Consider the following 24,303-nt stretch of genomic DNA (forward strand, 5'->3'; position numbering starts at 1 on the left):
ATTGGACTTGTGAGGACTCACGTGAGCTCGAAACCTGTCGTACTCATCGCCGAAGAGCTGTCGCCCGCGACCGTGGACGCGCTCGGCCCCGACTTCGAGATCCGCCAGTGCAACGGCGCGGACCGGGCCGAACTGCTCCCCGCCATCGCCGACGTGGACGCGATCCTGGTCCGCTCCGCCACCAAGGTCGACGCCGAGGCCGTCGCCGCCGCCAAGAAGCTCAAGGTCGTCGCGCGCGCCGGTGTGGGCCTGGACAACGTGGACGTCTCCGCCGCCACCAAGGCCGGCGTGATGGTGGTAAACGCCCCGACGTCCAACATCGTGACCGCCGCCGAGCTGGCCTGCGGCCTCATCGTCGCCACCGCCCGCAACATCCCGCAGGCCAACGCCGCGCTGAAGAACGGCGAGTGGAAGCGCAGCAAGTACACCGGCGTCGAGCTGGCCGAGAAGACCCTCGGCGTGGTGGGCCTCGGCCGCATCGGCGCCCTCGTCGCGCAGCGCATGTCCGCCTTCGGCATGAAGGTCGTCGCCTACGACCCCTACGTGCAGCCCGCGCGGGCCGCGCAGATGGGCGTCAAGGTGCTCTCGCTCGACGAGCTGCTCGAGGTCTCCGACTTCATCACCGTGCACCTGCCCAAGACCCCCGAGACCCTCGGTCTGATCGGCGACGAGGCGCTGCGCAAGGTCAAGCCGAGCGTCCGCATCGTCAACGCCGCGCGCGGCGGCATCGTCGACGAGGAGGCGCTGTACTCGGCGCTCAAGGAGGGCCGCGTCGCCGGCGCCGGCCTGGACGTGTACGCCAAGGAGCCCTGCACGGACTCGCCGCTGTTCGAGTTCGACCAGGTCGTCGCCACCCCGCACCTCGGCGCCTCCACCGACGAGGCCCAGGAGAAGGCCGGCATCGCCGTCGCCAAGTCGGTGCGACTCGCCCTCGCCGGTGAGCTGGTCCCCGACGCGGTCAACGTCCAGGGCGGTGTCATCGCCGAGGACGTCAAGCCGGGTCTGCCGCTCGCCGAGCGCCTCGGCCGCATCTTTACCGCGCTGGCCGGCGAGGTCGCCGTCCGCCTCGACGTCGAGGTGTACGGCGAGATCACCCAGCACGACGTGAAGGTGCTGGAACTCTCCGCCCTCAAGGGTGTCTTCGAGGACGTCGTCGACGAGACCGTGTCCTACGTCAACGCCCCGCTGTTCGCCCAGGAGCGCGGCGTCGAGGTCCGGCTGACCACCAGCTCGGAGTCCCCGGAGCACCGCAACGTCGTCACGGTGCGCGGCACCCTCGCGGACGGCGAGGAGGTGTCGGTCTCCGGCACGCTGGCCGGCCCGAAGCACCTCCAGAAGATCGTCGCCGTCGGTGAGTACGACGTCGACCTCGCCCTCGCCGACCACATGGTCGTCCTGCGCTACGAGGACCGTCCCGGCGTGGTCGGCACCGTCGGCCGCGTCATCGGCGAGGCCGGCGTCAACATCGCCGGCATGCAGGTCGCCCGTGCGACGGTGGGCGGCGAGGCGCTGGCCGTCCTGACCGTCGACGACACGGTGCCCGCCGGGGTTCTGGCGGAGGTCTCGGCGGAGATCGGGGCGACGTCCGCCCGGTCCGTCAACCTGGTCTGAGGGACCCGGGGGCGCTGCCCCCGGACCCCCCGCCTCGGCCCCGAACGGGCCTCGTCCTCAAACGCCGGACGGGCTGAGCTGGTCAGCCTGTTCGGCGTTTGCCGTGTCCTGCGGGGCCGCTTCCGGCCGCACCCTGATGTGCCGCAGCCCCGCCGCCGCCAGCACCGCCGCCCCGAGGAGCAGCAGCGCCGCCCCGATCGCGGCGCCCTGCATCCCGTCGGTGAACGCCTCGCGTGCCGCCGTCGCCAGGGCGTCTCCCGCGCGCCCCGGCAGTTCGGCGGAGACGGCCAGTGCGCCGCCCAGGGTCTCCTGGGCCGGAGCGGGCGCGTCCGAGGGGATGCCGTGGCGGTACAGGGCCGTACCGATGGAACCGAGGGCGGCCATGCCCAGGGCGCCGCCGAACTCGGTGCCGGTCTCCAGCAGTGCGGAGGCCGAGCCCGCCTTCTCGACCGGGGCCGAACCCAGGGCCAGGTCGGTGAGCTGGGACATCACGACGACGATGCCGGCGGCGAGGACGCCGCACGCGGCCAGCACCAGCCACAGCGAGTCCGTGCCGGCCAGGGCCAGCAGCCCGTAGCCGCCCGCCGCGACGGCGAAGCCGGCCGTCACGACGTACGCGCGCTCGACGCCGCGCTGGACCAACTGGGCGGCGACCGGGGCGGCGGCGCCGATGAGCACCGAGGGCAGCAGGCTCCACAGCGCGGCCTCCAGCGCGCTCTTGCCCAGGACCGACTGCAGGTACTGGGTGGTGAAGTACGCCGAGCCCATCATCCCGAAGGCCGACACGGTGTTGAGGACGAGCGCCGGGGTGAAGCCGTGGCCACGGAAGAGCGCGGGCGAGATCATCGGTGAGGCCGACGTGCGCTGGCGCTGCACGAAGAGCGCCGCGAACAGCAGGCCGACGGTGATCGAGACGACGTAGCGGACGTTCCAGCCCTCGGAGGGCAGTTCCTTCAGGCCGTAGACCACGGGCAGGACCGCCGCCATCGACAGCGGGACGCTCAGCAGGTCGAAGCGGCCGGGGGAGGCGTTCTTCGACTCGGGGAGCAGCACCGGGCCGAGGACCAGCAGCAGGGCCATCGCCGGCAGGTTGACCAGGAAGACCGAGCCCCACCAGAAGTGCTCGACGAGGACGCCGCTCATCACCGAGCCGAGCGCCATCCCGGCCGTCATCACCCCGGACCACAGTCCGATCGCCTTCGCCCGCTGGGAGGGGTCGGTGAACATCGTGCGGACCAGCGCCATCGTCGACGGCATCAGGGTGGCGCCGCCGATGCCGAGGACCGCGCGGGCCGCGATCAGGGTCTCGGCGGTGTGCGCGTAGGCCGCGAGCAGGGAGGCGGCGCCGAAGGCCACGGCGCCGAGGAGGAGCAGTCTGCGGCGGCCGACGCGGTCGCCGATGGACCCCATCGTCATCAGCAGGCCGGCCAGTACGAAGCCGTAGATGTCGAAGATCCACAGCTGCTGGGTGCCGCTCGGCTCCAGGTCCGCGCTGATCTCGGGGATCGCGAAGTAGAGGACGGAGACGTCCATCGAGACCAGCAGCAGCGGGAGCATCAGCACCACGAGCGCGGTCCACTCGCGGCGGCCGGCCCGGGGCGGGTTCGTTGTCATGCCGGTGACTGTACGCACGTCTTATATGCTTGTCTAGAACGCTTGTATAAGACGTCCGTATGGGCGGCTGGGTGCGTTCGACCCGAGAACCGCGCCCGAGGGCGCACAGCTCACCGCCGGACCGCGCCAGGTGATCGAGGCGGCCTCTAAAGGCGACGCGCCTTGAGCGCCATGTGCAGCAGCAGCCGGTCCTCCCCGTCGTCCAGGTCCAGGCCCGTGAGCTGCTCGACGCGCGAGAGGCGGTAGTACAGCGTCTGGCGGTGGATGCCCAGCTCGGCGGCGGCGCGGCCGGCCTGGCCCGCGCAGTCCAGGTACACCTCGGCGGTGCGCGCGAGTTCGCGGTGGGCGGGGGAGAGCAGCGCCCGCACGGCGGGATCGTGGGCGGCGTGCGCGGGCAGCGCGGTCAGCAGGCGGAACGCGCCGATCGACGTCCACTGCGCGACCGGCCCGAACCGCGACTCGGCACGCGCCGTCCGGGCCGCCGCCGACGCCTCCCGCCAGGCCGTCCCCAGCTCCGCGAGCCCCGTGCGCGGCGCCGAGACACCGGCCGCCACACCGCCCGCCTCGCCCGCGCCGCCGGTCCCCACCCGCTCCAGCAGCCGCCCCGCAGCCGACGTCGCCGGGGTCGGCACGTCCGCCGAGCGCAGCCGCACGAGCAGCGCCAGCGACACACCCGCGGCCTCCCACGGCACCGTGCACAGTGCCGTCGCCCCCGGCACCGTACGGACCGAGGGCGCGTCGTCGGGGTCGGCCGAGGGCCAGGGCGCCACGCAGACCACCGCGTGCGGAGTGTCCGCCCGGGCGCCCAGCGCGCTGCGCAGTTCCGCCACGGCCATGTCCCGCTGCCAGTCCCGCTCGGCGGTCAGCACCGCCCGCAGCTCCCGGCTCAGGTCCGCCCCGTGCTGCGCCTCGTCGGCGAGCAGTGCGCCGATCCGGGCCGTGACCTCCATGGCCGCCGTCAGCTGCCGCTCGGTCGGGCCCGGGTCGGTGTCCAGCAGCCACACGTAACCGAGGACGACACCCCGATGGCGTACCGGCAGACAGGTGCGCCCCCGGTACACCCCCGCCTCGGGGGTGGGCGGGATGCGGACCGGGGTGGTCGCGCGGGTGATGCCGAAGCTCTCGAACCACGCACGGACCGCGGCCGTGGAACGCCGGGTGAGGATCGAGCGGGTGCGCACCGGATCCAGGGCGGAGGGATCGAGGTCGCCCTCGCTGTCGTACGCGCCGAAGGCGATCAGCTCGAAGTCGCGGTTCTCCAGGGTCGCGGGCGCGCCCAGCAGCTCGGAGATCTCGTCGACCAGCTCCTGGTAGTCACCCTTCGAATCCGTCGTCACCCGGGCATTCTGCCGCATTTGAGCGCCGCCTTCATACACATGTCTGAGATCTGCGGCACGGATGCGTGACAGCTGTCGATGGTCGACGATCGGGGGGATCCTTAGATTTCACGGTGGTTCTCCGTGCCGTTCCCCATGTGTCGGGCAGCGGCCCCTGTGTTGGTTGGTAAGTGGAGGTGCCCCGTGCTGGGTCCCGTGATTCTCGCCGCGTCGCGCAGCGACCGGATGCGTCGTCTGGTTTCGGCCGCGCCCGTGACCAAGCCGGTCGTCGACCGGTTCATCCCCGGCGAGACGGTCGACGAGATCGTGCCGATCGTCCGGAGCCTGACCGACCAGGGCCTGGAACTGACGATGGACGTCGTCGGCGAGGACATCACCAACCCCGCGCAGGCCGAGGCCGCCCGCGACGCCTACCTGGAGCTGATCGACCGGCTCAAGCCGCTGGAGCTGGGCACCCGCGCCGAGATGTCGGTCAAGCTGTCGATGTTCGGCCAGGCGCTGGACGGCGGCCACGAGCTGGCCGCCGCGAACGTCCGCCCGGTCGTCGAGGCCGCCGCCGAGATCGGCACCACGGTCACGCTCGACGCCGAGGACCACACCACCCTCGACTCGATGTTCGCCATCCACGAGGAACTGCGGAAGGACTTCCCGCAGACCGGCTGCGTCATCCAGGCCTACCTCTTCCGCACCGAGGCCGACGCGCGCCGCCTCGCCGACAGCGGCTCTCGCGTACGGTTGGTGAAGGGCGCCTACAAGGAGCCCGCAGAGGTCGCGTACCAGCAGCGCCACGAGATCGACAAGGCGTACGTCCGCATCCTGCGCACCCTGATGGAGGGCGAGGGCTACCCGATGATCGGGTCGCACGACCCGCGCCTGATCTCCATCGGCCAGGAGCTGGCCCGCACCGCCGGGCGCAAGCTCGACGAGTACGAGTTCCAGATGCTGTACGGCATCCGCGGCGACGAGCACCTGCGGCTCGCCGCCGAGGGCCACCGCATGCGCGTCTACACCGCCTACGGCACCGACTGGTACGGCTACTTCATGCGCCGTCTGGCGGAGAAGCCGGCGAACCTCCGGTTCTTCGCGCGGAGCGTGATCGGCCATGGCTGATACGACCGGGCTGTGCCGCGGCGACTGCCGGGGGTCCGGGGGTCGCCCCCCGGGAAGGCACAGCATGCGCCGTCTGGCGGAGAAGCCGGCGAACCTCCGGTTCTTCGCCCGCTCGATGGTCACCAAGGGCTGAGCCCGCACCCGCTCGCACGACCCGCTCAGTTAAAGGAGTAACGGAACCCATGGACGCTGTGACCCAGGTCCCCACCCCCGTCAACGAGCCGGTGCACGGCTACGCCCCCGGCTCGCCCGAGCGTGCCCGTCTGGAGGCCAAGCTCAAGGAGCTGGCCGACAATCCGGTCGACCTGCCCTGCACCATCGGCGGTGTCAAGCGGATGGGCGGCGGTGAGCGCTTCGACGTCGTGCAACCGCACAACCACAAGTCCCGCCTGGGCACGTACGCCAACGCCACCCAGCAGGACGCCCAGGACGCGATCGACGCCGCCCTGGCCGCCGCCCCCGCGTGGCGCGCGATGGCCTTCGACGACCGCGCGGCGATCATCCTGCGCGCCGCCGAGCTGCTGTCGGGTCCGTGGCGCGAGACCATCGCCGCCTCCACCATGCTCGGTCAGTCCAAGACCGCCCAGCAGGCCGAGATCGACAGCCCCTGCGAGCTGATCGACTTCTGGCGCTTCAACGTCCACTACGCGCGCAACATCCTGGCCGAGCAGCCCCCGGCCAACTCCCAGGGTGTGTGGAACCGCATGGACCACCGCCCGCTGGAGGGCTTCGTCTACGCGATCACGCCGTTCAACTTCAGCGCGATCGCGGCCAACCTGCCCACCGCCCCCGCCCTCATGGGCAACGTGGTGGTCTGGAAGCCGTCCCCGACCCAGACCCACGCCGCCGTGCTGCTCATGCAGCTCCTCGAGGAGGCCGGGCTGCCCAAGGGCGTCATCAACCTCGTCACCGGCGACGGCATCGAGGTCTCCAAGGTCGCCCTGGAACACCGGGACCTCGCCGGCATCCACTTCACCGGCTCGACCAAGACCTTCCAGCACCTGTGGAAGACGGTCGGCAACAACATCGAGAAGTACCGCACCTACCCGCGCCTGGTCGGCGAGACCGGCGGCAAGGACTTCCTCGTCGCCCACCCGAGCGCCGACCGCGCCGTGCTCAAGACCGCGCTGACCCGCGGCGCCTTCGAGTACCAGGGCCAGAAGTGCAGCGCCACCTCGCGCGCGTACATCCCGGCGTCCATCTGGAACGACGGCTTCAAGGAGGAGTTCGCCGCCGAGGTCGACTACCTCACCATGGGTGACGTCACCGACCTGTCGAACTTCGTCGGCGCCGTCATCGACGAGCGGTCCTTCGCCAAGAACAAGGCCGCCATCGACCGCGCCAAGACGGACGAGACCTGCACGATCGTCGCGGGCGGCTCCTACGACGACTCGGTCGGCTACTTCGTGCGCCCGACGGTCGTCGAGTGCACCGACCCGGAGAACGAGGTCTTCCGCACCGAGTACTTCGGCCCGTTCCTCGCCGTGCACGTGTACGACGACAGCCGGGACGAGGCGTACGACGAGATGCTGACCCAGATGGAGTCGGTCTCCGACTACGCGCTCACCGGTTCGGTCGTCTCGGGCGACCGCGCGGCGGCGGCGTACACGATGGAGAAGCTGCGCTACGCGGCCGGCAACTTCTACATCAACGACAAGTCGACCGGCGCCGTGGTCGGCCAGCAGCCCTTCGGCGGCGGCCGTGCCTCCGGCACCAACGACAAGGCCGGCGCCCCGCAGAACCTGATGCGCTGGACCCTGACCCGCGCCATCAAGGAGACGCTGGTCGCGCCGACCGACTACACGTACCCGCACATGGGCTGACGTCCCGTGGGCAGCGCCCGGCGGGCCAGGTCGACCGACCTGGCCCGCCGGGCGTTTTCGCAGGTCGGGACCGTGTGACCGAAGGCACCGTCTCAGATAGTAGGAAGTCCGAGTAATTGTGGAGACAGACGCTCCACGCTCCCTTAACTTTGTAGGAGCCGAACGTCCCGCTCGATCGAGCGGATGGCGGTCGTGAGCCGGTCCTCGTGCAGGCAACCCCTGCGGCACCGCGCTCCCCGCCCCTTCCGGCGTCTCTCCGTACCGCTCGCTTTCCGCGCTCCCTTTGTGCCGAAGGAGTCGATTCCCATGGCCGAGACGACCGTCCGCCGCCGAGTCCGCCACCACTCCCGTACGACTGACTCCGACCGCAAGAACGCCGCGGCCGCCCTCCAGCGCGCCCTCGACCGCCGGGACAACGGCGGCGCCACCGGTCACTGAGCGCGGGCGCCCGACGAAGCGTGAGTGGCAGCGCGGCGTCCGCATGCCGGACGCCGCATGTCATCCCGTGGGACGAGGGGTAGGGTGCCGCACATGTCGGCAAGTTCTCGCAGCCTCAATCTCGCAGTGATCCCCGGTGACGGCATCGGCCGGGAGGTCGTGGCCGAAGGCCTGAAGGTCCTCTCCGCCGTCCTTCCGCAGGATGTGAAGCTGGAGACCAAGGAGTTCGACTTCGGCGCCCGGCGCTACCACGCCACCGGTGAGACCCTCACCGACGCCGACCTCGACGCCCTCAAGGCGCACGACGCCATCCTGCTCGGCGCGATCGGCGACCCGTCGGTGCCGTCCGGTGTCCTGGAGCGCGGCTTCCTGCTCAAGCTCCGCTTCGCCTTCGACCACCACGTCAACCTGCGGCCGTCCAGGCTGCTGCCGGGTGTCGCCACCCCGCTCGCCGGACAGCCGGAGATCGACTTCGTCGTCGTCCGCGAGGGCACCGAGGGCCCGTACACCGGCAACGGCGGCACCATCCGCAAGGGCACCGAGCACGAGGTCGCCACCGAGGTCTCCGTCAACACCGCCTACGGCGTCGAGCGCGTCGTCCGCGACGCCTTCGCCCGCGCCCAGGCCCGCCCGCGCAAGAAGCTCGCGCTGATCCACAAGAACAACGTGCTGACCTTCGCGGGGCACCTGTGGACCAACGTGTTCAACAAGGTGGCCGCCGAGTACCCCGAGGTCACCACCGAGTACATGCACGTCGACGCGGCGACGATCTACCTCGTCACCCAGCCCGAGCGCTTCGACGTGATCGTCACCGACAACCTCTTCGGCGACATCATCACGGACCTCGCCGCGGCCGTCTCCGGCGGCATCGGCGTCGCCGCCAGCGGGAACATCAACCCGTCCGGCGACTTCCCCTCGATGTTCGAGCCGGTCCACGGTTCCGCGCCCGACATCGCCGGCCAGGGCAAGGCCGACCCCACCGCCACGGTCCTGTCCGTCGCCCTGCTGCTGCGTCACCTCGGCCACGAGGACGAGGCGACCCGCATCGAGGAAGCCGTCTCCGCCGACCTCGGCGAGCGCGCCGACCTGCCCGCGCGGAGCACCTCCGAGATCGGCGACGCCCTCGCCGTACGAGTAGCCGGCTGATCCGGCGCACTCGAAATCCAACCTTTCGACGCCGCCGGGTCCGAGAAACAAGGCACCCGGCGGCTTTTCCCTGCGTCCGCCAGGTGCGACCATCAGACCCTGGGCCGCATTCACCCCGTTTCATCCGTCGCCGGCCGCGCGCGATAATCGAACGCGAAGCCGCGACATGAGGGAATGCTCGGACGTCCTAGCACCGGCCACGGCCGTACGGGCGTGACCGCGGCCCGTCACGACAACCGGTGAAGGACAGCAACCCATGACGACGCCCACGATCGAGCTCAAGCCCTCCGCCAAGCCGCTCTCCGACGCAGAGCGGCAGGCGATCCTGGCCAACCCCGGGTTCGGCCGCCACTTCACCGATCACATGGTGACGATCAAGTGGACCGAGGGCCGCGGCTGGCACGACGGCCAGCTCGTGCCCTACGCCCCGCTCTCCCTCGACCCGGCCACCATGGTCCTGCACTACGCGCAGGAGATCTTCGAGGGGCTGAAGGCCTACCGCCGCCCCGACGGGAGTGTCGCCACCTTCCGGCCGGAGAAGAACGCGCAGCGCTTCCAGGCCTCCTCGCGTCGGCTCGGCATGCCGGAGCTGCCGGTGGAGACGTTCCTCGAGGCGTGCGACGCGCTGGTGCGCCAGGACCAGGCCTGGGTCCCCGCGCACGGCGGTGAGGAGTCCCTCTACCTGCGCCCCTTCATGATCGCGACCGAGGTCGGCCTGGGCGTGAAGCCGGCCAACGAGTACCTCTTCCTGGTCATCGCCTCCCCGGCCGGCGCCTACTTCCCGGGCGGCGTCAAGCCGGTCTCCATCTGGGTCTCCGAGGACCGCGTCCGCGCCGTCCCGGGCGGCATGGGCGACGCCAAGACCGGCGGCAACTACGCGGCCTCCCTGCTCGCGCAGGCCGAGGCCGCCACCAAGGGCTGCGACCAGGTCTGCTACCTCGACGCGATCGAGCGCAAGTGGGTCGAGGAGCTGGGCGGCATGAACCTGTACTTCGTGTACGGCGCCGAGGCCAACGCGAAGCCCGTGATCGTGACCCCCACCCTCACCGGCTCCATCCTGGAGGGCGTCACCCGCGACTCCCTGCTCACCGTCGCCCGCGACCTCGGCTACGAGGCGAAGGAGGGCCGCGTCTCCGTCGACCAGTGGCAGCGCGACTCCGAGAACGGCACCCTCACGGAGGTCTTCGCCTGCGGTACGGCCGCCGTGATCACGCCCGTCGGCACGGTCAAGCGGGCCGGCGCGCAGTGGCAGCAGAGCGGCGGCGAGACGGGTGAGGTGACCCAGCGGCTGCGGGACGCCCTGCTGGACATCCAGCGCGGCACCGCCGAGGACAAGCACGGGTGGATGCACACGCTGGCCTGAGCCGCACGGCCGGCCGGACCGGTGCGGGGCCGCCCACTCCTCGAGCGGGCGGCCCCGCACCGTCACTCACCCTCCGCGCGCACCCGGTCCACGATGCCCTGTGTCAGCGTCTCCGCCCGGTCCTCGAGATTCCACCGGCCGTGCCGGTAGGCGTGATTGCTCACCCAGAACACCAGCACGTCGTCGCGCAGGGTGCGCCCGAGGAGCGCCAGCGACCAGCCGTTGCCGCCGTCGTGCCAGGCGAACGGGCCGCCGGGCAGCTCACGGACGTTCCAGCCGTACGCGTAGGAGTCCTCGGAGTCGGGCTCCGGCACCCGGGCCTCGAACAGCTCGGCGCGTGCCTTGGCGGGCAGGACGGTGTCGTCCATCAGCGCCCGGTGCCAGCGCAGGAGGTCCGGCGCGGTGGAGAGCATCCCGCCGTTGCCCCGCAGGTTCCAGTACGGCCCGTCGGCGGCCCAGTCGTGGTCGTACGGCCTGCCCTGCTCGCGCCCCCGGGCGTCGTACTCCACCGCGACCAGGCGGCGCGGCCACCGGGGCAGCACATAGCCGGTGTGCCGCATCCCGGCGGGAGCGAACAGCTGCCGGGCGAGGAACTGCTCGTAACCCTGCCCGGAGACCTTCTCCACGATCGCGGCGAGCAGGCTGTACCCGGTGTTGGAGTAGTGCCACTCCTCGCCCGGCGCGGAAAGCGGCGTCGAGGCCAGTGCCCGGCGCACCATCTCGTCCCGCGAGACGGGCTCGTAGTCGTCGCCCAGCGCCTCCACCAGGCCCGACGTGTGCGTGAGCAGGTGCTCGATGGTGATGTCGCGCTTGTCCTCGGGCACCCGGGCGAAGAACCTGTCGATCCGGTCGCTCACGCGCAGCCGGCCCATCACCTCCAGTTTCAGGATCGCGGCCGCCGTGAACTGCTTGGTGACGGACATGATGTCGTAGACCGTGCGGCAGCTCGCCGGGGTCCCGGCCGCGCGGTCGGCCGTGCCGAACCCCGCGCAGTACACGAGGTCGTCGCCACGCGCGGCCAGCACGGTTGCGCTGATCCCGGCGGGCAGGGTCCGGTGCACGAAGTCGGCGACCGAGTCCCCGTCGCGCGGGCCCGCGGCGGCGCCGGTGGCCGGGCCGGCACACCCCGCGGGCAACAGCAGCGCCGCGAGGGCCACCGCGGTGACCGCGCCGCGTCGTCGTAAACGTGTCGGGTTCAAGTGGGAGAACATGCGCCGAGGTTGACCGCGGCTCGCCGGGTTCCTCAAGCTGTCAGGGTGTTCGAGCTTGTGCGAACCCGGATCCGGACGGCTCACCAGGGGGAATCATCATGACCACGGCACCACCCGTCCCGCCGGACACCGGCCCGGCCGACTTCGTCGCGGCGCTGCGCCGCCTGAAGGCCTGGTCCGGCTCGAGCTACCGCCTGCTGGAACGCCGGGCGTCGGAGGCGGGCCACGTGCTGCCCTACTCCACGGCGGCGACCATGCTCGGCAGGGACCGGTTGCCGCGCGCGGAGCTGGTCGTCGCGTTCGTCGCCGCGTGCGGACTGCGGGGCGAGGAGGCGGAGGCCTGGCCGGACGCGCGCAGCCGCATCGCCTGCGGGGCGCCCCGGGAGCCGGCGGCGCCCCTGCCCGGCACCCGGCCGATCCCTCTCCTTGCGCCGGCGCCGCGGCACGGGCCGCGCGCCCGGCGGCGCTGGGTGCTGGCCGGAGCCGCCGCCTTCCTCGCCGCGCTGCTCGGCGGCACGGCGGCGCTCGGCGTCCCGAGCACCGAGGAGGTGCGGGAGACGCGGACGCCGGCGGGAGCGGGCGTGGTCGGCGAGTGATCCGAACGCTCACCGCTCGCATCCTGAGACGGACGGTGAGCAGCGGGACGGAATGTGCCAGACTGCCGTCGTGCTCTCGTTCGCCATGATTATTGGCAGCAGGCGCGCCGGTCCGCAGTGACCGCCACGTACGACCAGGTACGGGTGGACACCGTCGTCCTCGACCCGCGCGCAGACCTCTCGCACCCGCGAGGGGTTTTTCGCTTTCCTGGCCCACCCCAAGCCGGGAAATGAGCGCACGGGATCATAGAAGGACGGTGGAGCCGGTCATTCCGGTAGACCGAGATCCCATACAGGAGCCTTCAGATCATGACCGCACCCAGCGAACTCGACGATTCGTTCCACGTCTTCGACACCACCCTGCGCGACGGCGCGCAGCGCGAGGGCATCAACCTCACGGTCGCGGACAAGCTGGCCATCGCACGGCACCTGGACGACTTCGGTGTGGGCTTCATCGAGGGCGGCTGGCCCGGCGCGAACCCGAGGGACACCGAGTTCTTCGCCCGAGCCCAGCAGGAGATCGACTTCAAGCACGCCGAGCTGGTCGCCTTCGGCTCCACCCGCCGCGCGGGTGCGACCGCTGCCGAGGACCACCAGGTCAAGGCACTTCTGGAGTCCGGCGCCCAGGTGATCACCCTGGTGGCCAAGTCGCACGACCGGCACGTCGAGCTGGCCCTTCGGACCACGCTGGACGAGAACCTGGCGATGGTCGCGGACACGGTCTCCCACCTCAAGGCGCAGGGCCGCCGGGTCTTCGTCGACTGCGAGCACTTCTTCGACGGCTACCGCGCCAACCCCGAGTACGCGAAGTCCGTCGTGCGCACCGCCTCCGAGGCGGGCGCCGACGTCGTCATCCTGTGCGACACCAACGGGGGCATGCTCCCGGCGCAGATCCAGGCCGTGGTCGCGACGGTGCTGGCCGACACCGGCGCCCGGCTCGGCATCCACGCCCAGGACGACACCGGCTGCGCCGTCGCCAACACCCTCGCCGCGGTCGACGCCGGCGCCACCCACGTCCAGTGCACGGCGAACGGCTACGGCGAGCGCGTGGGCAACGCCAACCTGTTCCCGGTCGCGGCCGCGCTGGAGCTGAAGTACGGCAAGAAGGTGCTGCCCGAGGGCCGGCTGCGCGAGATGACGCGGATCTCGCACGCCATCGCCGAGGTCGTGAACCTCACCCCCTCCACCCACCAGCCCTACGTGGGCGTCTCCGCCTTCGCCCACAAGGCGGGACTGCACGCCTCCGCGATCAAGGTCGACCCCGACCTGTACCAGCACATCGACCCCGAGCTGGTCGGCAACACCATGCGGATGCTGGTCTCCGACATGGCCGGCCGCGCCTCCATCGAGCTCAAGGGCAAGGAGCTGGGCATCGACCTCGGCGGCGACCGCGAACTGGTCGGCCGGGTCGTGGAGCGGGTCAAGGAGCGCGAGCTGGCGGGCTACACCTACGAGGCCGCCGACGCCAGCTTCGAGCTGCTCCTGCGCGCCGAGGCCGAGGGCAGGCCGCTGAAGTACTTCGAGGTCGAGTCCTGGCGCGCGATCACCGAGGACCGCCCCGACGGCACCCACGCCAACGAGGCCACGGTCAAGCTCTGGGCCAAGGGCGAGCGCATCGTCGCCACCGCCGAGGGCAACGGCCCGGTCAACGCCCTGGACCGGTCCCTGCGCGTGGCCCTGGAGAAGATCTACCCGGAGCTGGCCAAGCTCGACCTGGTCGACTACAAGGTCCGCATCCTGGAGGGCGTGCACGGCACCCAGTCCACGACCAGGGTCCTCATCTCCACCAGCGACGGCACGGGGGAGTGGGCCACGGTGGGCGTCGCGGAGAACGTCATCGCCGCCTCGTGGCAGGCCCTGGAGGACGCGTACACGTACGGGCTGCTGCGGGCCGGGGTCGCACCCGCCGAGTGAGCCCGTCCGCCTCACGGGTTTCCAGGCTCGCACTTATGTCTCATTGAGGAGCATTCGGGTACTTTCGAAGGTATGAAGGGCGTCCGCGTTCAAGTCCTCATACGCCTCCTGGTCGCGCCGGTCGTCGCCGTGCTGGCGGTGCTGATGGCCGGTGCGCCCGGCGCGCAGGCGGCCACCGACGTCTCCGAGATCGGCGCCGCCCTGCGCGAAAGTCCCGTGTACGTGGACCCGGCCGCCTCCGATCTGCTGTCCAAGGCGGACGCGGAGGCGCTCGCCGACAAGATCGAGGACGCGGACGAACCCGTCTTCGTGGCGGTCCTCCCGGCCGGCTATCCGACCGAGAACCTCTTCCAGAACATCCGCACCGAGACCGGCATCACCGGTCTGTACGGCGTCCGGCTCGGCGACGAGTTCGACGCGCGCGCCGACGGCAGCGTGCTGAGCCGCCAGGGTGTGAACAACCTGGTCACCGCCGCACAGGGCGCGGGCGACACCAAGGCGCAGCTGAACGACTTCGTCGACGACGCGCTGCGCAGCGTGCGCGGCTCCGCCCCCTCGTCCTGGGACTCCGGCGGCACCTCCGCGCCCACGGGCGCGCTGATCACGGCAGGCGCGGTCGTGGCGGCGGCCGGCGCGGGCGCCTACGCACTTTCCCGGCGCAACCGCCGGCGCCGCGAGGAGGAGCAGCGGGCGGCGCTCGAGCGGCTGCGGGTGGTGGTCGACGAGGACATCACGGCGTTCGGCGAGGAGCTGGACCGCCTGGACTTCCACCCTGCGGAACCGGGTGCCGACGACGCGATGCGGGCGGACTACGAACACGCCCTCGACGCCTACGAGCAGTCCAAGACGTACATGGCGGACGCCCGCAAGCCGGAGGACGTGCGTGGCGTCACCCAGGCCGTGGAGGACGGCCGGTTCTCGCTCGCGCGGCTCGCCGCCCGCCGCGAGGGCAAACCGCTGCCCGACCGTCGTCCGCCCTGTTTCTTCGACCCGCGCCACGGCCCGTCGGTCGCCGACGCCACCTGGACCCCGCCGGGCGGCGCCACCCGCGAGGTCCCGGTCTGCGCGGCCGACCAGGCCCGGCTGTCCGACGGACGGGACCCGATGATCCGCGAGGTGGACACCGACCAGGGCCGCCGCCCCTACTGGGACGCGGGCCCGGCCTACGGCCCCTGGGCGGGCGGCTACTTCGGCGGCGGCATTCTGCCCGGCCTGCTGGTCGGCACCATGCTGGGCAGCCTGATGGCGGGCCCGGCCTACGGGGCCGGCTACGGCGGCGGTTACGGCGACTTCGGCGGCCACGAGGGCGGCGACGTCTCGGGCGGCGACTTCGACTCCGGCGACTTCGGGGGCGGCTTCGGCGGCGGAGACTTCGGCGGAGGCGGCGGGTTCGGCGGCGGAGGGGACTTCGGCGGCGGCTTCTGAGGCGCGTGCGCCGTCAGCGCCCGCCCGCGGGGGACGACCCGGACGACTCGACCGCCGGACGGTCCGCGCGCGTGCGCACGGTGCGCGTACGGGACGCGCCGCTCCCGCGCCGGACGACGACCACGGCCGCGAGGCCGACGGCCAGCCCGAGGGCGGTCTGCACACCGAACGGCTCGCCGAACATGAGGGCGCCCCACACCGCCGTGACCGGCGCCATGAGGAACATGAGGGTGTTGACCTCGGTGATCCCGGACCGCCGCAGGATCAGCCAGTACAGCCCGTAGCCGCCGAAGGTGGGCAGCACCACCAGCCAGGCGGTCGCCACCCAGAACGACGAGTCGGCGGGCGGGGCCGCCGTACCCGTGCCCAGCGCCAGAGCCGAGAAGAGGACGGCACTGGTCACGCAGTGGATCGTCAGCGACACCCGCGGTGCGACCGGTGCCCGCGAGCGGCCCTCCAGGAAGGTGGCCGCCACCAGCGACAGCATGCCGAGGAACGGTACGAGGTAGGCCCACCAGGCCACCTCCGCGCCTGCCGCCGCCGCGTCGGCGACCGTCACCGTGGCCACGCCCGACAGCCCGAGCCAGAGGCCCAGCCACTGCCCGCGCGAGACGTACTGCCGCAGCAGGGGGCCGGCCAGCGCACCGGCGACGAGTGGCTGGACGCCGTCGATCAGGGCGGTGGTGCCGCTGGAGACGCCCAACTCGATGGCGTAGTAGACGCTGAGCAGGTAGCCGCTCTGCGACAGCGCGCCGACGGCGATCTGCCGGCCGGTGTCCAAGAGCGTCAGGCCCCGCCACTGTGCCCGGGAGGCGGCCGCCGCGGCGATCAGCACCACGGCGAGCGGCAGGAAACGCCACATCAGAAGGGTGGGAGTGGCCGCGGACTCGGCGCCGAGCTTGGCGCCGATGAAGCCGGAACTCCAGCACAGTACGAACGCGGCCGAGAGCAGGGCGTTCATGGCGCCCCCAACAGTAGACAGATCGGTTTACTCGTTCCGAGTGCCCACTATACAGACCGGTATACTTGTGCGGTATGGAAGAGCTGGAGCGAACGGAGCCGGGGACAGTGGAGCCGACGCGGAGGCCGCACCGGGTCCGGCTGACGCCCGGCGCGCGACGCGTGCTGGCGGCGGCGGAGCGGCTGTTCTACGAGCGCGGCATCCATGCCGTGGGCGTGGACCTCATCGCGGCGGAGGCCGGGGTGACCAAGAAGACGCTGTACGACCGGTTCGGCTCGAAGGAGCAGATCGTCGTCGAGTACCTGGCAGGCCGCGACGAGCGCTGGCGGGACGTGCTCGCCCGCCATCTGGACGCGGCCGCGGGGCAGGGGCCGGCTTCCCGGATCCTGGCGGTCTTCGAGGCCTCGCGCGCATGGGCGGCGGAGTACGGCTCCAAGGGGTGCAGCATGATCAACGCGCACGCAGAGATCGGCGACCCCGCGCATCCGGCGTACCCGGTCATCGTGGCGCAGAAGGCGTGGATGCTCGACCTGTTCACCCGTCTCGCCCGGGAGACCGGCACGGGCGACGCGGACCGGCTGGGACGGACCCTGATGCTGCTCCACGAGGGCGCCCTGGTCACGCACGGGCTGGGAGTCTTCCCCGACCCCTTCGGTCAGGCCCGCGACCAGGTGCGCGACCTGCTCGGAAACGGGGCGGCGGCGGGCTGGGACACACCACTACGGTGAGCCCATGCCGTCAGGAACCGCGCTCCTCGTCATCGACATGCAGAACTCCACGGTCGCCATGGCCCACCGGGCAACCGAGACGGTCGCCGCGATCGCCGGGCTGAGCGAGCGGGCCCGGGCGGCCGGAGTGCCGGTGGTGACCGTGCGGCAGCGGGACGAGGGCATGGTGCCCGGGACCGAGGGCTGGCGGATCGTGCCCGAGCTGGCGCCCCGGGAAGGGGAAGCGGTCGTCGACAAGACCACCCCGGACGGCTTCCTGCACACCGACCTCGACGCGACCCTGAAGGCGCTCGGCGTCACCGAGGTGATCGTCACCGGGTTCGCCACGGAGATCTGCGTGGACACCACGGCACGGCAGGCTCTGAGCCGGGGCTACGACCTGCTCGTCGTCGCCGACGGGCACACCACGTCGGTGCGGACCGAGGCGGACGCGGGCGACCTCGTTCCGGCGGACCGCTCGATCGCCCAGTACAACGCGATCTACCGCACGATCGGCTGGCCCGGCCGCCGCATCCGGGTCCGGGCCGCCGCCGACGTGGACTTCGTCGCCCCCGCGGGGGCGCGGGGCGTCATGCCTGCCTGATCGCCGAGATGTCGAAGTTCAGCTTGATCTTGTCGGAGACCAGTACGCCACCCGTCTCCAGTGCGGCGTTCCAGGTGAGGCCCCACTCCGAGCGCTTGATCTCCGACTTGCCCTCGAAGCCGACGCGCTCGTTGCCGAAGGGGTCCTTGGCCGCGCCGTTGAACTCCAGGTCGATGGTGAGCGGCTTGGTCGTGCCGAGGATCGTGAGATCGCCGGTGATGCGGTAGTCGTCGCCGCCCAGGGACTCCGCCTTGGTGGAGCGGAAGGTCATCGTCGGGTGCTCGTCCGTCTTGAAGAAGTCCGAGCTCTTGAGGTGGCCGTCACGGTCGGGGGAGCCCGTGTCGATGCTGTCCATCGTGATGTCGAGCGACGCCGTGGAGCGGGACGGGTCCGTGCCGTCCAGGTGCAGCGTGCCGCTGAAGTCGAGGAACTTGCCCTTGACGTTGGTGACCATCGCGTGGCGTGCCGTGAAGCCGATCGCGGAGTGCGCGGGGTCGACGGTGTACTCGCCGGTCAGGGTCGAGAGTTCGGGGGTGGTGGTCATGGTGTCCTCCGGAGAAGGTCTTGATGTTGAATGTTCAACCAGTCCAACGGTCTCGACTCTAGACCTATTCCATGGCGCCATCAACCACTCCGCGCCACGTGTCGCGGCACCGTTCCCGACCCGCCCTCCGGCGTGATAGACGGCATGAGCATGACCCCACAGCGCCCCACCGCCCCCACCCGCCGCGCCGTCCTGCTCGCGGCGGCCCTGGCCGCCACCCTCACCTCCGCCCCCCGGGCGGCAGCCGCCGCCGACCCCTACGACGCCCTGCGCCTGCGCTGGCTCGACATCGCCCTCGGCACCGGCTACGACCCGGCCGCCGAGCCGTACGCCTCACGCCTCGCCGAGACCGGCGAACGCGCCCGCGACCACCGCGCCACCATGGCCCCCACCCCCACCTCCCTGTGGCCCGACCACCCCTTCGACCCGCCCGCCGGCATCACCTTCGCCTACGGACGCCTGTGGACGATGACCGAGGCGTACGTCCAGGAGGGCACCGGCTCCACCGGCGACCCGGCCCTCCTCACCGACATCCTGCGCGGCCTCGACCACCTCTCGGCCACCGTCTACAACCCCGCCACCACCCGCTACGGCAACTGGTGGGAATGGCAGATCGGCAGCCCCCGGCTCCTGATGGACATCACGGCCGCCCTGTACGACCACCTCGGCTCCGACCGCGTCGCCGCCGCCTGCGCCGCCGTCGACCACTTCGTCCCCGACTCGATGCTCGGCGACTACTCCGGCACCTCCACCGGCGCCAACCGCGTCGACCTGTGCCGCTCCGTCGCCCTGCGCGGCATCCTGGGCCGGGCCCCCGCCAAGCTCGCCCTGGCCCGCGACGCCCTCTCGCCCGTCTTCCCGTACGTCACCAAGGGCGACGGGCTCTACGCCGACGGCTCGTTCGTCCAGCACACCTGGGTCGCCTACTCGGGGACGTACGGCCAGGTCATGCTGGACGGTCTTGGCCGGCTGTTCACCCTGCTCGCCGGCTCGGAATGGGAGGTGACGGACCCCGGCAGGCAGATCATCCTCGACAGCGTCGAGCGCGCCTACGCACCCCTGATCCACGACGGACTCGCCATGGACGTGGTCAACGGGCGCGCCATCAGCCGGGGATACCTCCAGAGCGACGACCTGCACGTCATGCGCAGCGACCACTTCCACGGCCAGCAGCTCGTCGCCGCCGTGGCGGTCCTCGCGGGCGGCGCGAGCGACGCCGAGCGGGAGCGCTGGTACGCCAGGATCAAGGGCTGGATCGAACGGGACACCGTCACCCCCCTGCTCACCGCGCCCCAGTTCCCGGTCGCCGACCTGGCCCGGCTGCACGCGATCGCCGACGCCCCCGGCGAGGCCGCGCCCGAACCCACCGGGCACCACCTCTTCGCGGCCATGGACCGCGCCGTCCACCGCCGCCCCGCCTTCACCGCGGCCCTCGCCATGGCCAGTGACCGCATCGCCCACTACGAGTGCGGCAACGGCGAGAACCCGCGCGGCTGGCACACCGGCGCGGGGATGCTGACCTGGTGGGCGAACGACGCCGCCTCCGACCGGGCCGATCAATACACAGACTGGTTCTGGCCCACCGTCGACTGGTACCGGCTGCCCGGCACCACCGTCTCCACCAAGCGCCTGGCCGACCGGGCGGGCGGCGAGTGGGGCGAGCCCAAACCGGACGTGCGCTGGGTCGGCGGCACGACCGACGGCGAGTACGCGGCCGTCGGGCAGCATCTCAAGGGACTCGGTTCGACCCTCGAAGCCCGCAAGTCCTGGTTCTTCCTCGACGACGCGGTGGTCTGCCTGGGAGCCGGCATCACCTGCGCGGACGGCGTCCCGGTCGAGACGGTCGTGGACAACCGCAACCTGGGGGAGGGGAGCAGGAGCACCCCCGCCCTCGCCCGCGGGCGGCACTGGGCCCACCTGGAGGGCCACGGCGGCTGGATCGTGCCCGGGGGCGACGAGCTGCGGACCCTGCGCGAGGACCGCACCGGCTCCTGGTCCGACATCAACACCACCAGCACGACCGAGCGCCGCACCCGCCGCCGGCAGACCCTCTGGCTGGACCACGGCACCGACCCGGCCGACGCCGGCTACGTGTACGTCGTCATGCCGGGAGCCTCCCGGCGGGCGGTGGGGCGCCGTGCCGCCGACCGCCGCTGGTTCACGGTCCTCGCCAACGACGACCGGTGCCAGGCGGTCGCCGCCCGCCCGCTCGGACTGACGGCCGCCAACTTCTGGCAGGCGGGCACGGCGGGCCCGCTCACCGCGACGGCCGGGGCGAGTGTGCTGGTCCGTCGCCGGGGCCGTACGGCTACGCTCTGCGTGAGCGAACCGCCGCGCACGGGGGAACCCGTGGAGATCATCTGGGACCACCCGGTGGGGGCGGTGCTCCGGGCCGACGAGACGGTCGAGATCCTCGCGACGGGCCGCCGACTGCACCTCCGCGTCACTCCAGGGGTGGTATGTACCACCCATGAATGTGAGGTGACTCTCAGCTGACGGCTTTGTGTGACCCCTACAAGCCTGAGGCCCTCTGAGCAGTCGAAAGGGCTGCATGCGGTGGGGGTTCTGTTCGGTGCTACCAGGAAAACGGGCCGGAGACTGTGAGGAGTCGACGGCTCGCATTCCTTGGTGGGCTTCGTAGAGTCGCTACATGACCGTTTTGGATGAGGCGCCGGGTGAGCCGACGGACGCGCGCGGGCGAGTGGCCGAACTGCACGAGATCCGTGCGCGGGCGCTGGCCGGGCCGGGCGGGAAGGCGACGGCGGCGCAGCACGCCAAGGGCAAGCTGACGGCACGGGAGCGGATCGACCTGCTTTTGGATCCCGGCTCCTTTCGTGAGGTCGAGCAGTTGCGGCGGCACCGGGCGACGGGGTTCGGGCTGGAGGCCAAGAGGCCGTACACCGATGGTGTGATCACCGGTTGGGGCACGGTGGAGGGCCGTACGGTCTTCGTCTATGCGCACGACTTCCGGATCTTCGGGGGTGCGCTGGGCGAGGCCCATGCCACGAAGATCCACAAGATCATGGACATGGCCATTGCGGCCGGGGCGCCGCTGGTGTCGCTGAACGACGGTGCCGGGGCCCGTATCCAGGAGGGCGTCGGCGCGCTGGCCGGCTACGGGGGCATCTTCCAGCGCAACACCAGGGCGTCCGGGGTCATCCCGCAGATCAGTGTGATGCTCGGTCCGTGTGCGGGCGGCGCGGCCTACAGTCCGGCGCTGACCGACTTCGTCTTCATGGTCCGTGACACCTCGCAGATGTTCATCACGGGTCCGGACGTGGTCAAGGCCGTCACGGGTGAGGAGATCACCCAGAACGGGCTGGGCGGCGCCGATGTGCACGCCGAGACGTCCGGCGTGTGCCACTTCGCCTACGACGACGAGGAGACCTGCCTCGCCGAGGTCCGCTACCTCCTCTCCCTCCTGCCGCAGAACAACCGGGAGAACCCGCCCCGCGCGCAGTCCTCGGACCCGGCGGACCGCCGCTCCGACGTGCTCCTCGACCTGGTGCCGGCCGACGGCAACCGCCCCTACGACATGGCCAAGGTCATCGAGGAGATCGTCGACGAGGGCGAGTACCTGGAGGTCCACGAGCGCTGGGCCCGCAACATCATCTGTGCCCTGGCCCGTCTGGACGGGCAGGTCGTCGGCATCGTGGCCAACCAGCCGCAGGCCCTGGCCGGCGTCCTGGACATCGAGGCCAGCGAGAAGGCCGCGCGCTTCGTCCAGATGTGCGATGCCTTCAACATCCCGATCGTCACCCTTCTGGACGTACCCGGCTTCCTGCCCGGCGTCGACCAGGAGCACGGCGGCATCATCCGCCACGGCGCCAAGCTCCTCTACGCGTACTGCAACGCGACCGTGCCCCGGATCTCGCTCATCCTGCGCAAGGCGTACGGAGGTGCTTACATCGTCATGGACAGCCAGTCCATCGGCGCCGACCTCACCTACGCCTGGCCGACCAACGAGATCGCCGTCATGGGTGCCGAGGGTGCCGCGAACGTCATCTTCCGCCGTCAGATCGCCGATGCCGAGGACCCCGAGGCCGTGCGGGCCCGCATGGTCAAGGAGTACAAGGCCGAGCTGATGCACCCCTACTACGCGGCCGAACGCGGCCTGGTCGACGACGTCATCGACCCCGCGGAGACCCGCGAGGTGCTCGTCCAGTCCCTGGCGATGCTCCACACCAAGCACGCCGACCTGCCCTCCCGCAAACACGGCAACCCGCCGCAGTGACCCGAGGAGCCACCTCCATGTCCACTCCCGACATCCGCGTCGAGAAGGGCCACGCCGAGCCCGAGGAAGTCGCCGCCATCACGGCCCTCCTCCTGGCCCGCGCCGCCCGCCCCGCCGAGATCGCCCCGACCCACGGCGGCGGCCGAGTCCGCGCGGGCTGGCGCCGCCTGGAGCGCGAGCCGGGCTTCCGCGCCCCGCACAGCTGGCGCTGACCTGAACCCGTACACGTAGAGGCCCCTCCACTCCGGAGGGGCCTCTACGTGTATGGGGGCTCCTGCTCGACGCCGGGCCGGGGCAACGCCGCCAGGGGCGCGGGGCTGTGTCGATATGCGGCTGCGCCGCGTGGGCGCGACCAGCCACGACCGCCCCCGGCAGCACAGTGGTCGCAGGGGGCGTGTCGCAGCCCGGCGTAGCGGGGTGCCGCCTGCGCCCACCCGTGCCGCCTGGGGGCACCTCCCAGGCCTTTAAGGCACTGGGGGAGGCACGACTTGCCCGCAGGCTCGGCGGAGTCCTACCGCAGGCGGGCCATCAGCGCGTGCTCCACGAGAGTGATGAGCGCCGACTTGGCGTCGGCCCGATGCCGCGCGTCCGTCGTGATGATCGGCGTATCGGGCCCGATCTGCAGCGCCTCCCGGACCTCGTCCGGGTTGTACGGCTGCTGTCCGTCGAAGCCGTTGAGGGCGATGACGAACGGCAGGCCCGAGTTCTCGAAGTAGTCGACGGCGGGGAAGCAGTCGGCGAGCCGCCTCGTGTCGACCAGAACGATCGCGCCGATGGCGCCGCGCACCAGGTCGTCCCACATGAACCAGAACCGGTCCTGGCCCGGCGTACCGAACAGGTACAGGATCAGGTCCTGGTCGAGTGTGATGCGGCCGAAGTCCATGGCGACCGTCGTGGTCGTCTTGTCCCCCGTGTGGGTGAGGTCGTCGATGCCCGCCGACGCGGATGTCATCACGGCCTCTGTGCGCAGCGGATTGATCTCAGAGACGGCGCCGACGAACGTGGTCTTGCCCACGCCGAAGCCGCCCGCCACCACGATCTTCGCGGAAGTGGTGGAGCGGGAAGGCCCTCCGCTAGAGCTTGCGAAGTCCACTGAGCACCCTTTCGAGCAGTGTCACGTCTGGCTGGCCGCCGGCGCTCTCGTCGCCGCCGGGCTGATGGATGGCGACCAGTCCCGCCTCCGCCAAGTCGGCGACGAGGATCCTGGCCACGCCGAGAGGGATCGTCAGGAGGGCCGAGACCTCGGCCACCGACTTGATCTCCCGGCAGAGGTTGCAGATCCGCTGATGCTCGGGCAGCTGGCCCTGCATCTGATGCGGCTGCGCGGTGGTGTGCACCAGCGCCTCGATGGCGAGCTGGTACCGGGGCCTGGTGCGGCCGCCCGTCATGGCGTACGGGCGCACCAGGGGGTTGTTCGACGCCCCTGCGGGCGCCGGCTCAGGGGTGCGGCGCTGCGGCTGCACGGGCTGGATGCGCGGAGCGTGCGGCTGGTCGTACGGCGAAGGGCCGGGGCCCTGCGGCGCGTACGGCTGCCGGTGACTCGGCACGGAGGGGTAGCCGTACCCGTTCGCCGAGCCGTCGTTCTGGCCCTGACCGGGGCCGTACGACCAGTTGCCCGATGACGGACCGCCTGGGGGTGTTGCCACTTTTTCCTCCTCCGACTGT

The 24,303-nt window shown here is 71.4% G+C and carries 21 protein-coding genes; 14 read left to right on the plus strand and 7 right to left on the minus strand.

What is annotated here, in order from left to right; genetic code table 11:
• Positions 1-21: 21 nt before the first annotated feature.
• On the plus strand, positions 22-1,611 hold the full coding sequence (gene serA / locus ACGH7X_RS27475) for a phosphoglycerate dehydrogenase (RefSeq protein WP_399889381.1): 1,590 nt from the start codon (positions 22-24) through the stop codon (positions 1,609-1,611).
• Between the two features lie 57 nt (positions 1,612-1,668).
• On the opposite strand, the gene ACGH7X_RS27480 is transcribed toward serA, so the two are convergent.
• Complete coding sequence (locus tag ACGH7X_RS27480) at positions 1,669-3,225, minus strand: MFS transporter (RefSeq protein WP_399889384.1); 1,557 nt, start codon at positions 3,223-3,225, stop codon at positions 1,669-1,671.
• 146 nt (positions 3,226-3,371) lie between these two features.
• Positions 3,372-4,580 (minus strand): PucR family transcriptional regulator, encoded by a 1,209-nt coding sequence (locus ACGH7X_RS27485; protein WP_399889387.1) that lies wholly within the window; start codon positions 4,578-4,580, stop codon positions 3,372-3,374.
• Between the two features lie 165 nt (positions 4,581-4,745).
• Between ACGH7X_RS27485 and ACGH7X_RS27490 the strand changes: the two genes are divergently transcribed.
• From ACGH7X_RS27490 to ACGH7X_RS27510, 5 genes are all read left to right on the plus strand, one after another.
• Positions 4,746-5,672: a proline dehydrogenase family protein gene (locus ACGH7X_RS27490; RefSeq protein ID WP_399889390.1), complete on the plus strand. Its 927-nt coding sequence runs from the start codon at positions 4,746-4,748 to the stop codon at positions 5,670-5,672.
• 182 nt (positions 5,673-5,854) lie between these two features.
• Positions 5,855-7,495 carry an L-glutamate gamma-semialdehyde dehydrogenase gene (gene pruA, locus ACGH7X_RS27495; protein ID WP_399889393.1) on the plus strand — a complete coding sequence of 547 codons (1,641 nt, stop codon included), beginning with the start codon at positions 5,855-5,857 and terminating at the stop codon, positions 7,493-7,495.
• A 306-nt stretch (positions 7,496-7,801) separates the two neighbouring features.
• Positions 7,802-7,933, plus strand: a complete 132-nt coding sequence (locus ACGH7X_RS27500; protein ID WP_399889396.1) for a hypothetical protein — start codon at positions 7,802-7,804, stop codon at positions 7,931-7,933.
• Positions 7,934-8,026: 93 nt separating this feature from the next.
• Complete coding sequence (locus ACGH7X_RS27505) at positions 8,027-9,079, plus strand: 3-isopropylmalate dehydrogenase (protein ID WP_399889399.1); 1,053 nt, start codon at positions 8,027-8,029, stop codon at positions 9,077-9,079.
• Positions 9,080-9,335: 256 nt separating this feature from the next.
• Positions 9,336-10,442, plus strand: coding sequence for a branched-chain amino acid aminotransferase (locus tag ACGH7X_RS27510; RefSeq protein ID WP_399889402.1), 1,107 nt, complete (start codon positions 9,336-9,338; stop codon positions 10,440-10,442).
• 62 nt (positions 10,443-10,504) lie between these two features.
• On the opposite strand, the gene ACGH7X_RS27515 is transcribed toward ACGH7X_RS27510, so the two are convergent.
• Complete coding sequence (locus ACGH7X_RS27515; RefSeq protein ID WP_399889405.1) at positions 10,505-11,653, minus strand: serine hydrolase domain-containing protein; 1,149 nt, start codon at positions 11,651-11,653, stop codon at positions 10,505-10,507.
• A gap of 98 nt (positions 11,654-11,751) precedes the next feature.
• Here ACGH7X_RS27515 and ACGH7X_RS27520 point away from each other — a divergent pair, with 98 nt between their 5' ends.
• The 3 genes from ACGH7X_RS27520 to ACGH7X_RS27530 all read left to right on the plus strand — a co-directional run bounded on the left by ACGH7X_RS27520 (position 11,752) and on the right by ACGH7X_RS27530 (position 15,588).
• Positions 11,752-12,249 (plus strand): hypothetical protein, encoded by a 498-nt coding sequence (locus ACGH7X_RS27520; protein ID WP_399889408.1) that lies wholly within the window; start codon positions 11,752-11,754, stop codon positions 12,247-12,249.
• Positions 12,250-12,558: 309 nt separating this feature from the next.
• On the plus strand, positions 12,559-14,163 hold the full coding sequence (gene cimA / locus ACGH7X_RS27525) for a citramalate synthase (RefSeq protein ID WP_399889411.1): 1,605 nt from the start codon (positions 12,559-12,561) through the stop codon (positions 14,161-14,163).
• A 72-nt stretch (positions 14,164-14,235) separates the two neighbouring features.
• On the plus strand, positions 14,236-15,588 hold the full coding sequence (locus ACGH7X_RS27530) for a hypothetical protein (RefSeq protein ID WP_399889414.1): 1,353 nt from the start codon (positions 14,236-14,238) through the stop codon (positions 15,586-15,588).
• 13 nt (positions 15,589-15,601) lie between these two features.
• On the opposite strand, the gene ACGH7X_RS27535 is transcribed toward ACGH7X_RS27530, so the two are convergent.
• A complete protein-coding gene (locus ACGH7X_RS27535) occupies positions 15,602-16,549 on the minus strand; it encodes a DMT family transporter (RefSeq protein WP_399889416.1) in 948 nt (315 codons plus the stop codon).
• Positions 16,550-16,623: 74 nt separating this feature from the next.
• Here ACGH7X_RS27535 and ACGH7X_RS27540 point away from each other — a divergent pair, with 74 nt between their 5' ends.
• Together ACGH7X_RS27540 and ACGH7X_RS27545 are read left to right on the plus strand one after the other, a co-directional pair.
• On the plus strand, positions 16,624-17,277 hold the full coding sequence (locus ACGH7X_RS27540; protein ID WP_399889419.1) for a TetR/AcrR family transcriptional regulator: 654 nt from the start codon (positions 16,624-16,626) through the stop codon (positions 17,275-17,277).
• A gap of 4 nt (positions 17,278-17,281) precedes the next feature.
• Positions 17,282-17,860: a cysteine hydrolase family protein gene (locus tag ACGH7X_RS27545; RefSeq protein WP_399889422.1), complete on the plus strand. Its 579-nt coding sequence runs from the start codon at positions 17,282-17,284 to the stop codon at positions 17,858-17,860.
• Here the strand turns inward: ACGH7X_RS27545 and ACGH7X_RS27550 are convergent.
• Positions 17,847-18,404: a YceI family protein gene (locus ACGH7X_RS27550; protein WP_399889425.1), complete on the minus strand. Its 558-nt coding sequence runs from the start codon at positions 18,402-18,404 to the stop codon at positions 17,847-17,849. The genes ACGH7X_RS27545 and ACGH7X_RS27550 overlap by 14 nt on opposite strands.
• A gap of 150 nt (positions 18,405-18,554) precedes the next feature.
• Between ACGH7X_RS27550 and ACGH7X_RS27555 the strand changes: the two genes are divergently transcribed.
• From ACGH7X_RS27555 to ACGH7X_RS27565, 3 genes are all read left to right on the plus strand, one after another.
• On the plus strand, positions 18,555-20,900 hold the full coding sequence (locus ACGH7X_RS27555) for a polysaccharide lyase 8 family protein (protein ID WP_399897386.1): 2,346 nt from the start codon (positions 18,555-18,557) through the stop codon (positions 20,898-20,900).
• Between the two features lie 154 nt (positions 20,901-21,054).
• Entirely contained in the window at positions 21,055-22,638 is a 1,584-nt protein-coding gene (locus tag ACGH7X_RS27560; RefSeq protein WP_399889428.1) for an acyl-CoA carboxylase subunit beta, read from the plus strand.
• A gap of 17 nt (positions 22,639-22,655) precedes the next feature.
• Positions 22,656-22,850 carry an acyl-CoA carboxylase subunit epsilon gene (locus ACGH7X_RS27565; protein ID WP_399889430.1) on the plus strand — a complete coding sequence of 65 codons (195 nt, stop codon included), beginning with the start codon at positions 22,656-22,658 and terminating at the stop codon, positions 22,848-22,850.
• A 299-nt stretch (positions 22,851-23,149) separates the two neighbouring features.
• On the opposite strand, the gene ACGH7X_RS27570 is transcribed toward ACGH7X_RS27565, so the two are convergent.
• Positions 23,150-23,731 carry an ATP/GTP-binding protein gene (locus ACGH7X_RS27570; protein WP_009314218.1) on the minus strand — a complete coding sequence of 194 codons (582 nt, stop codon included), beginning with the start codon at positions 23,729-23,731 and terminating at the stop codon, positions 23,150-23,152.
• Positions 23,712-24,284, minus strand: coding sequence for a DUF742 domain-containing protein (locus tag ACGH7X_RS27575; protein ID WP_121749353.1), 573 nt, complete (start codon positions 24,282-24,284; stop codon positions 23,712-23,714). Before ACGH7X_RS27575 ends, ACGH7X_RS27570 begins: the two co-directional genes overlap by 20 nt.
• Positions 24,285-24,303: the final 19 nt, after the last annotated feature.

This window comes from Streptomyces sp. BBFR51, from assembly GCF_044591655.1.
GTDB lineage: Bacteria > Actinomycetota > Actinomycetes > Streptomycetales > Streptomycetaceae > Streptomyces.

Coding starts and splice junctions, on each gene's coding strand:
- ACGH7X_RS27535 (WP_399889416.1), bottom strand. CDS start 16,549: ATGAACGCCCTGCTCTCGGCCGCGTTCGTACTGTGCTGGAGTTCCGGC.
- ACGH7X_RS27565 (WP_399889430.1), top strand. CDS start 22,656: ATGTCCACTCCCGACATCCGCGTCGAGAAGGGCCACGCCGAGCCCGAG.
- pruA (WP_399889393.1), top strand. CDS start 5,855: ATGGACGCTGTGACCCAGGTCCCCACCCCCGTCAACGAGCCGGTGCAC.
- ACGH7X_RS27480 (WP_399889384.1), bottom strand. CDS start 3,225: ATGACAACGAACCCGCCCCGGGCCGGCCGCCGCGAGTGGACCGCGCTC.
- ACGH7X_RS27485 (WP_399889387.1), bottom strand. CDS start 4,580: ATGCGGCAGAATGCCCGGGTGACGACGGATTCGAAGGGTGACTACCAG.
- ACGH7X_RS27550 (WP_399889425.1), bottom strand. CDS start 18,404: ATGACCACCACCCCCGAACTCTCGACCCTGACCGGCGAGTACACCGTC.
- ACGH7X_RS27530 (WP_399889414.1), top strand. CDS start 14,236: ATGAAGGGCGTCCGCGTTCAAGTCCTCATACGCCTCCTGGTCGCGCCG.
- ACGH7X_RS27555 (WP_399897386.1), top strand. CDS start 18,555: ATGACCCCACAGCGCCCCACCGCCCCCACCCGCCGCGCCGTCCTGCTC.
- ACGH7X_RS27510 (WP_399889402.1), top strand. CDS start 9,336: ATGACGACGCCCACGATCGAGCTCAAGCCCTCCGCCAAGCCGCTCTCC.
- cimA (WP_399889411.1), top strand. CDS start 12,559: ATGACCGCACCCAGCGAACTCGACGATTCGTTCCACGTCTTCGACACC.
- ACGH7X_RS27520 (WP_399889408.1), top strand. CDS start 11,752: ATGACCACGGCACCACCCGTCCCGCCGGACACCGGCCCGGCCGACTTC.
- ACGH7X_RS27545 (WP_399889422.1), top strand. CDS start 17,282: ATGCCGTCAGGAACCGCGCTCCTCGTCATCGACATGCAGAACTCCACG.
- ACGH7X_RS27560 (WP_399889428.1), top strand. CDS start 21,055: ATGACCGTTTTGGATGAGGCGCCGGGTGAGCCGACGGACGCGCGCGGG.
- ACGH7X_RS27500 (WP_399889396.1), top strand. CDS start 7,802: ATGGCCGAGACGACCGTCCGCCGCCGAGTCCGCCACCACTCCCGTACG.
- ACGH7X_RS27515 (WP_399889405.1), bottom strand. CDS start 11,653: ATGTTCTCCCACTTGAACCCGACACGTTTACGACGACGCGGCGCGGTC.
- ACGH7X_RS27505 (WP_399889399.1), top strand. CDS start 8,027: ATGTCGGCAAGTTCTCGCAGCCTCAATCTCGCAGTGATCCCCGGTGAC.
- ACGH7X_RS27540 (WP_399889419.1), top strand. CDS start 16,624: ATGGAAGAGCTGGAGCGAACGGAGCCGGGGACAGTGGAGCCGACGCGG.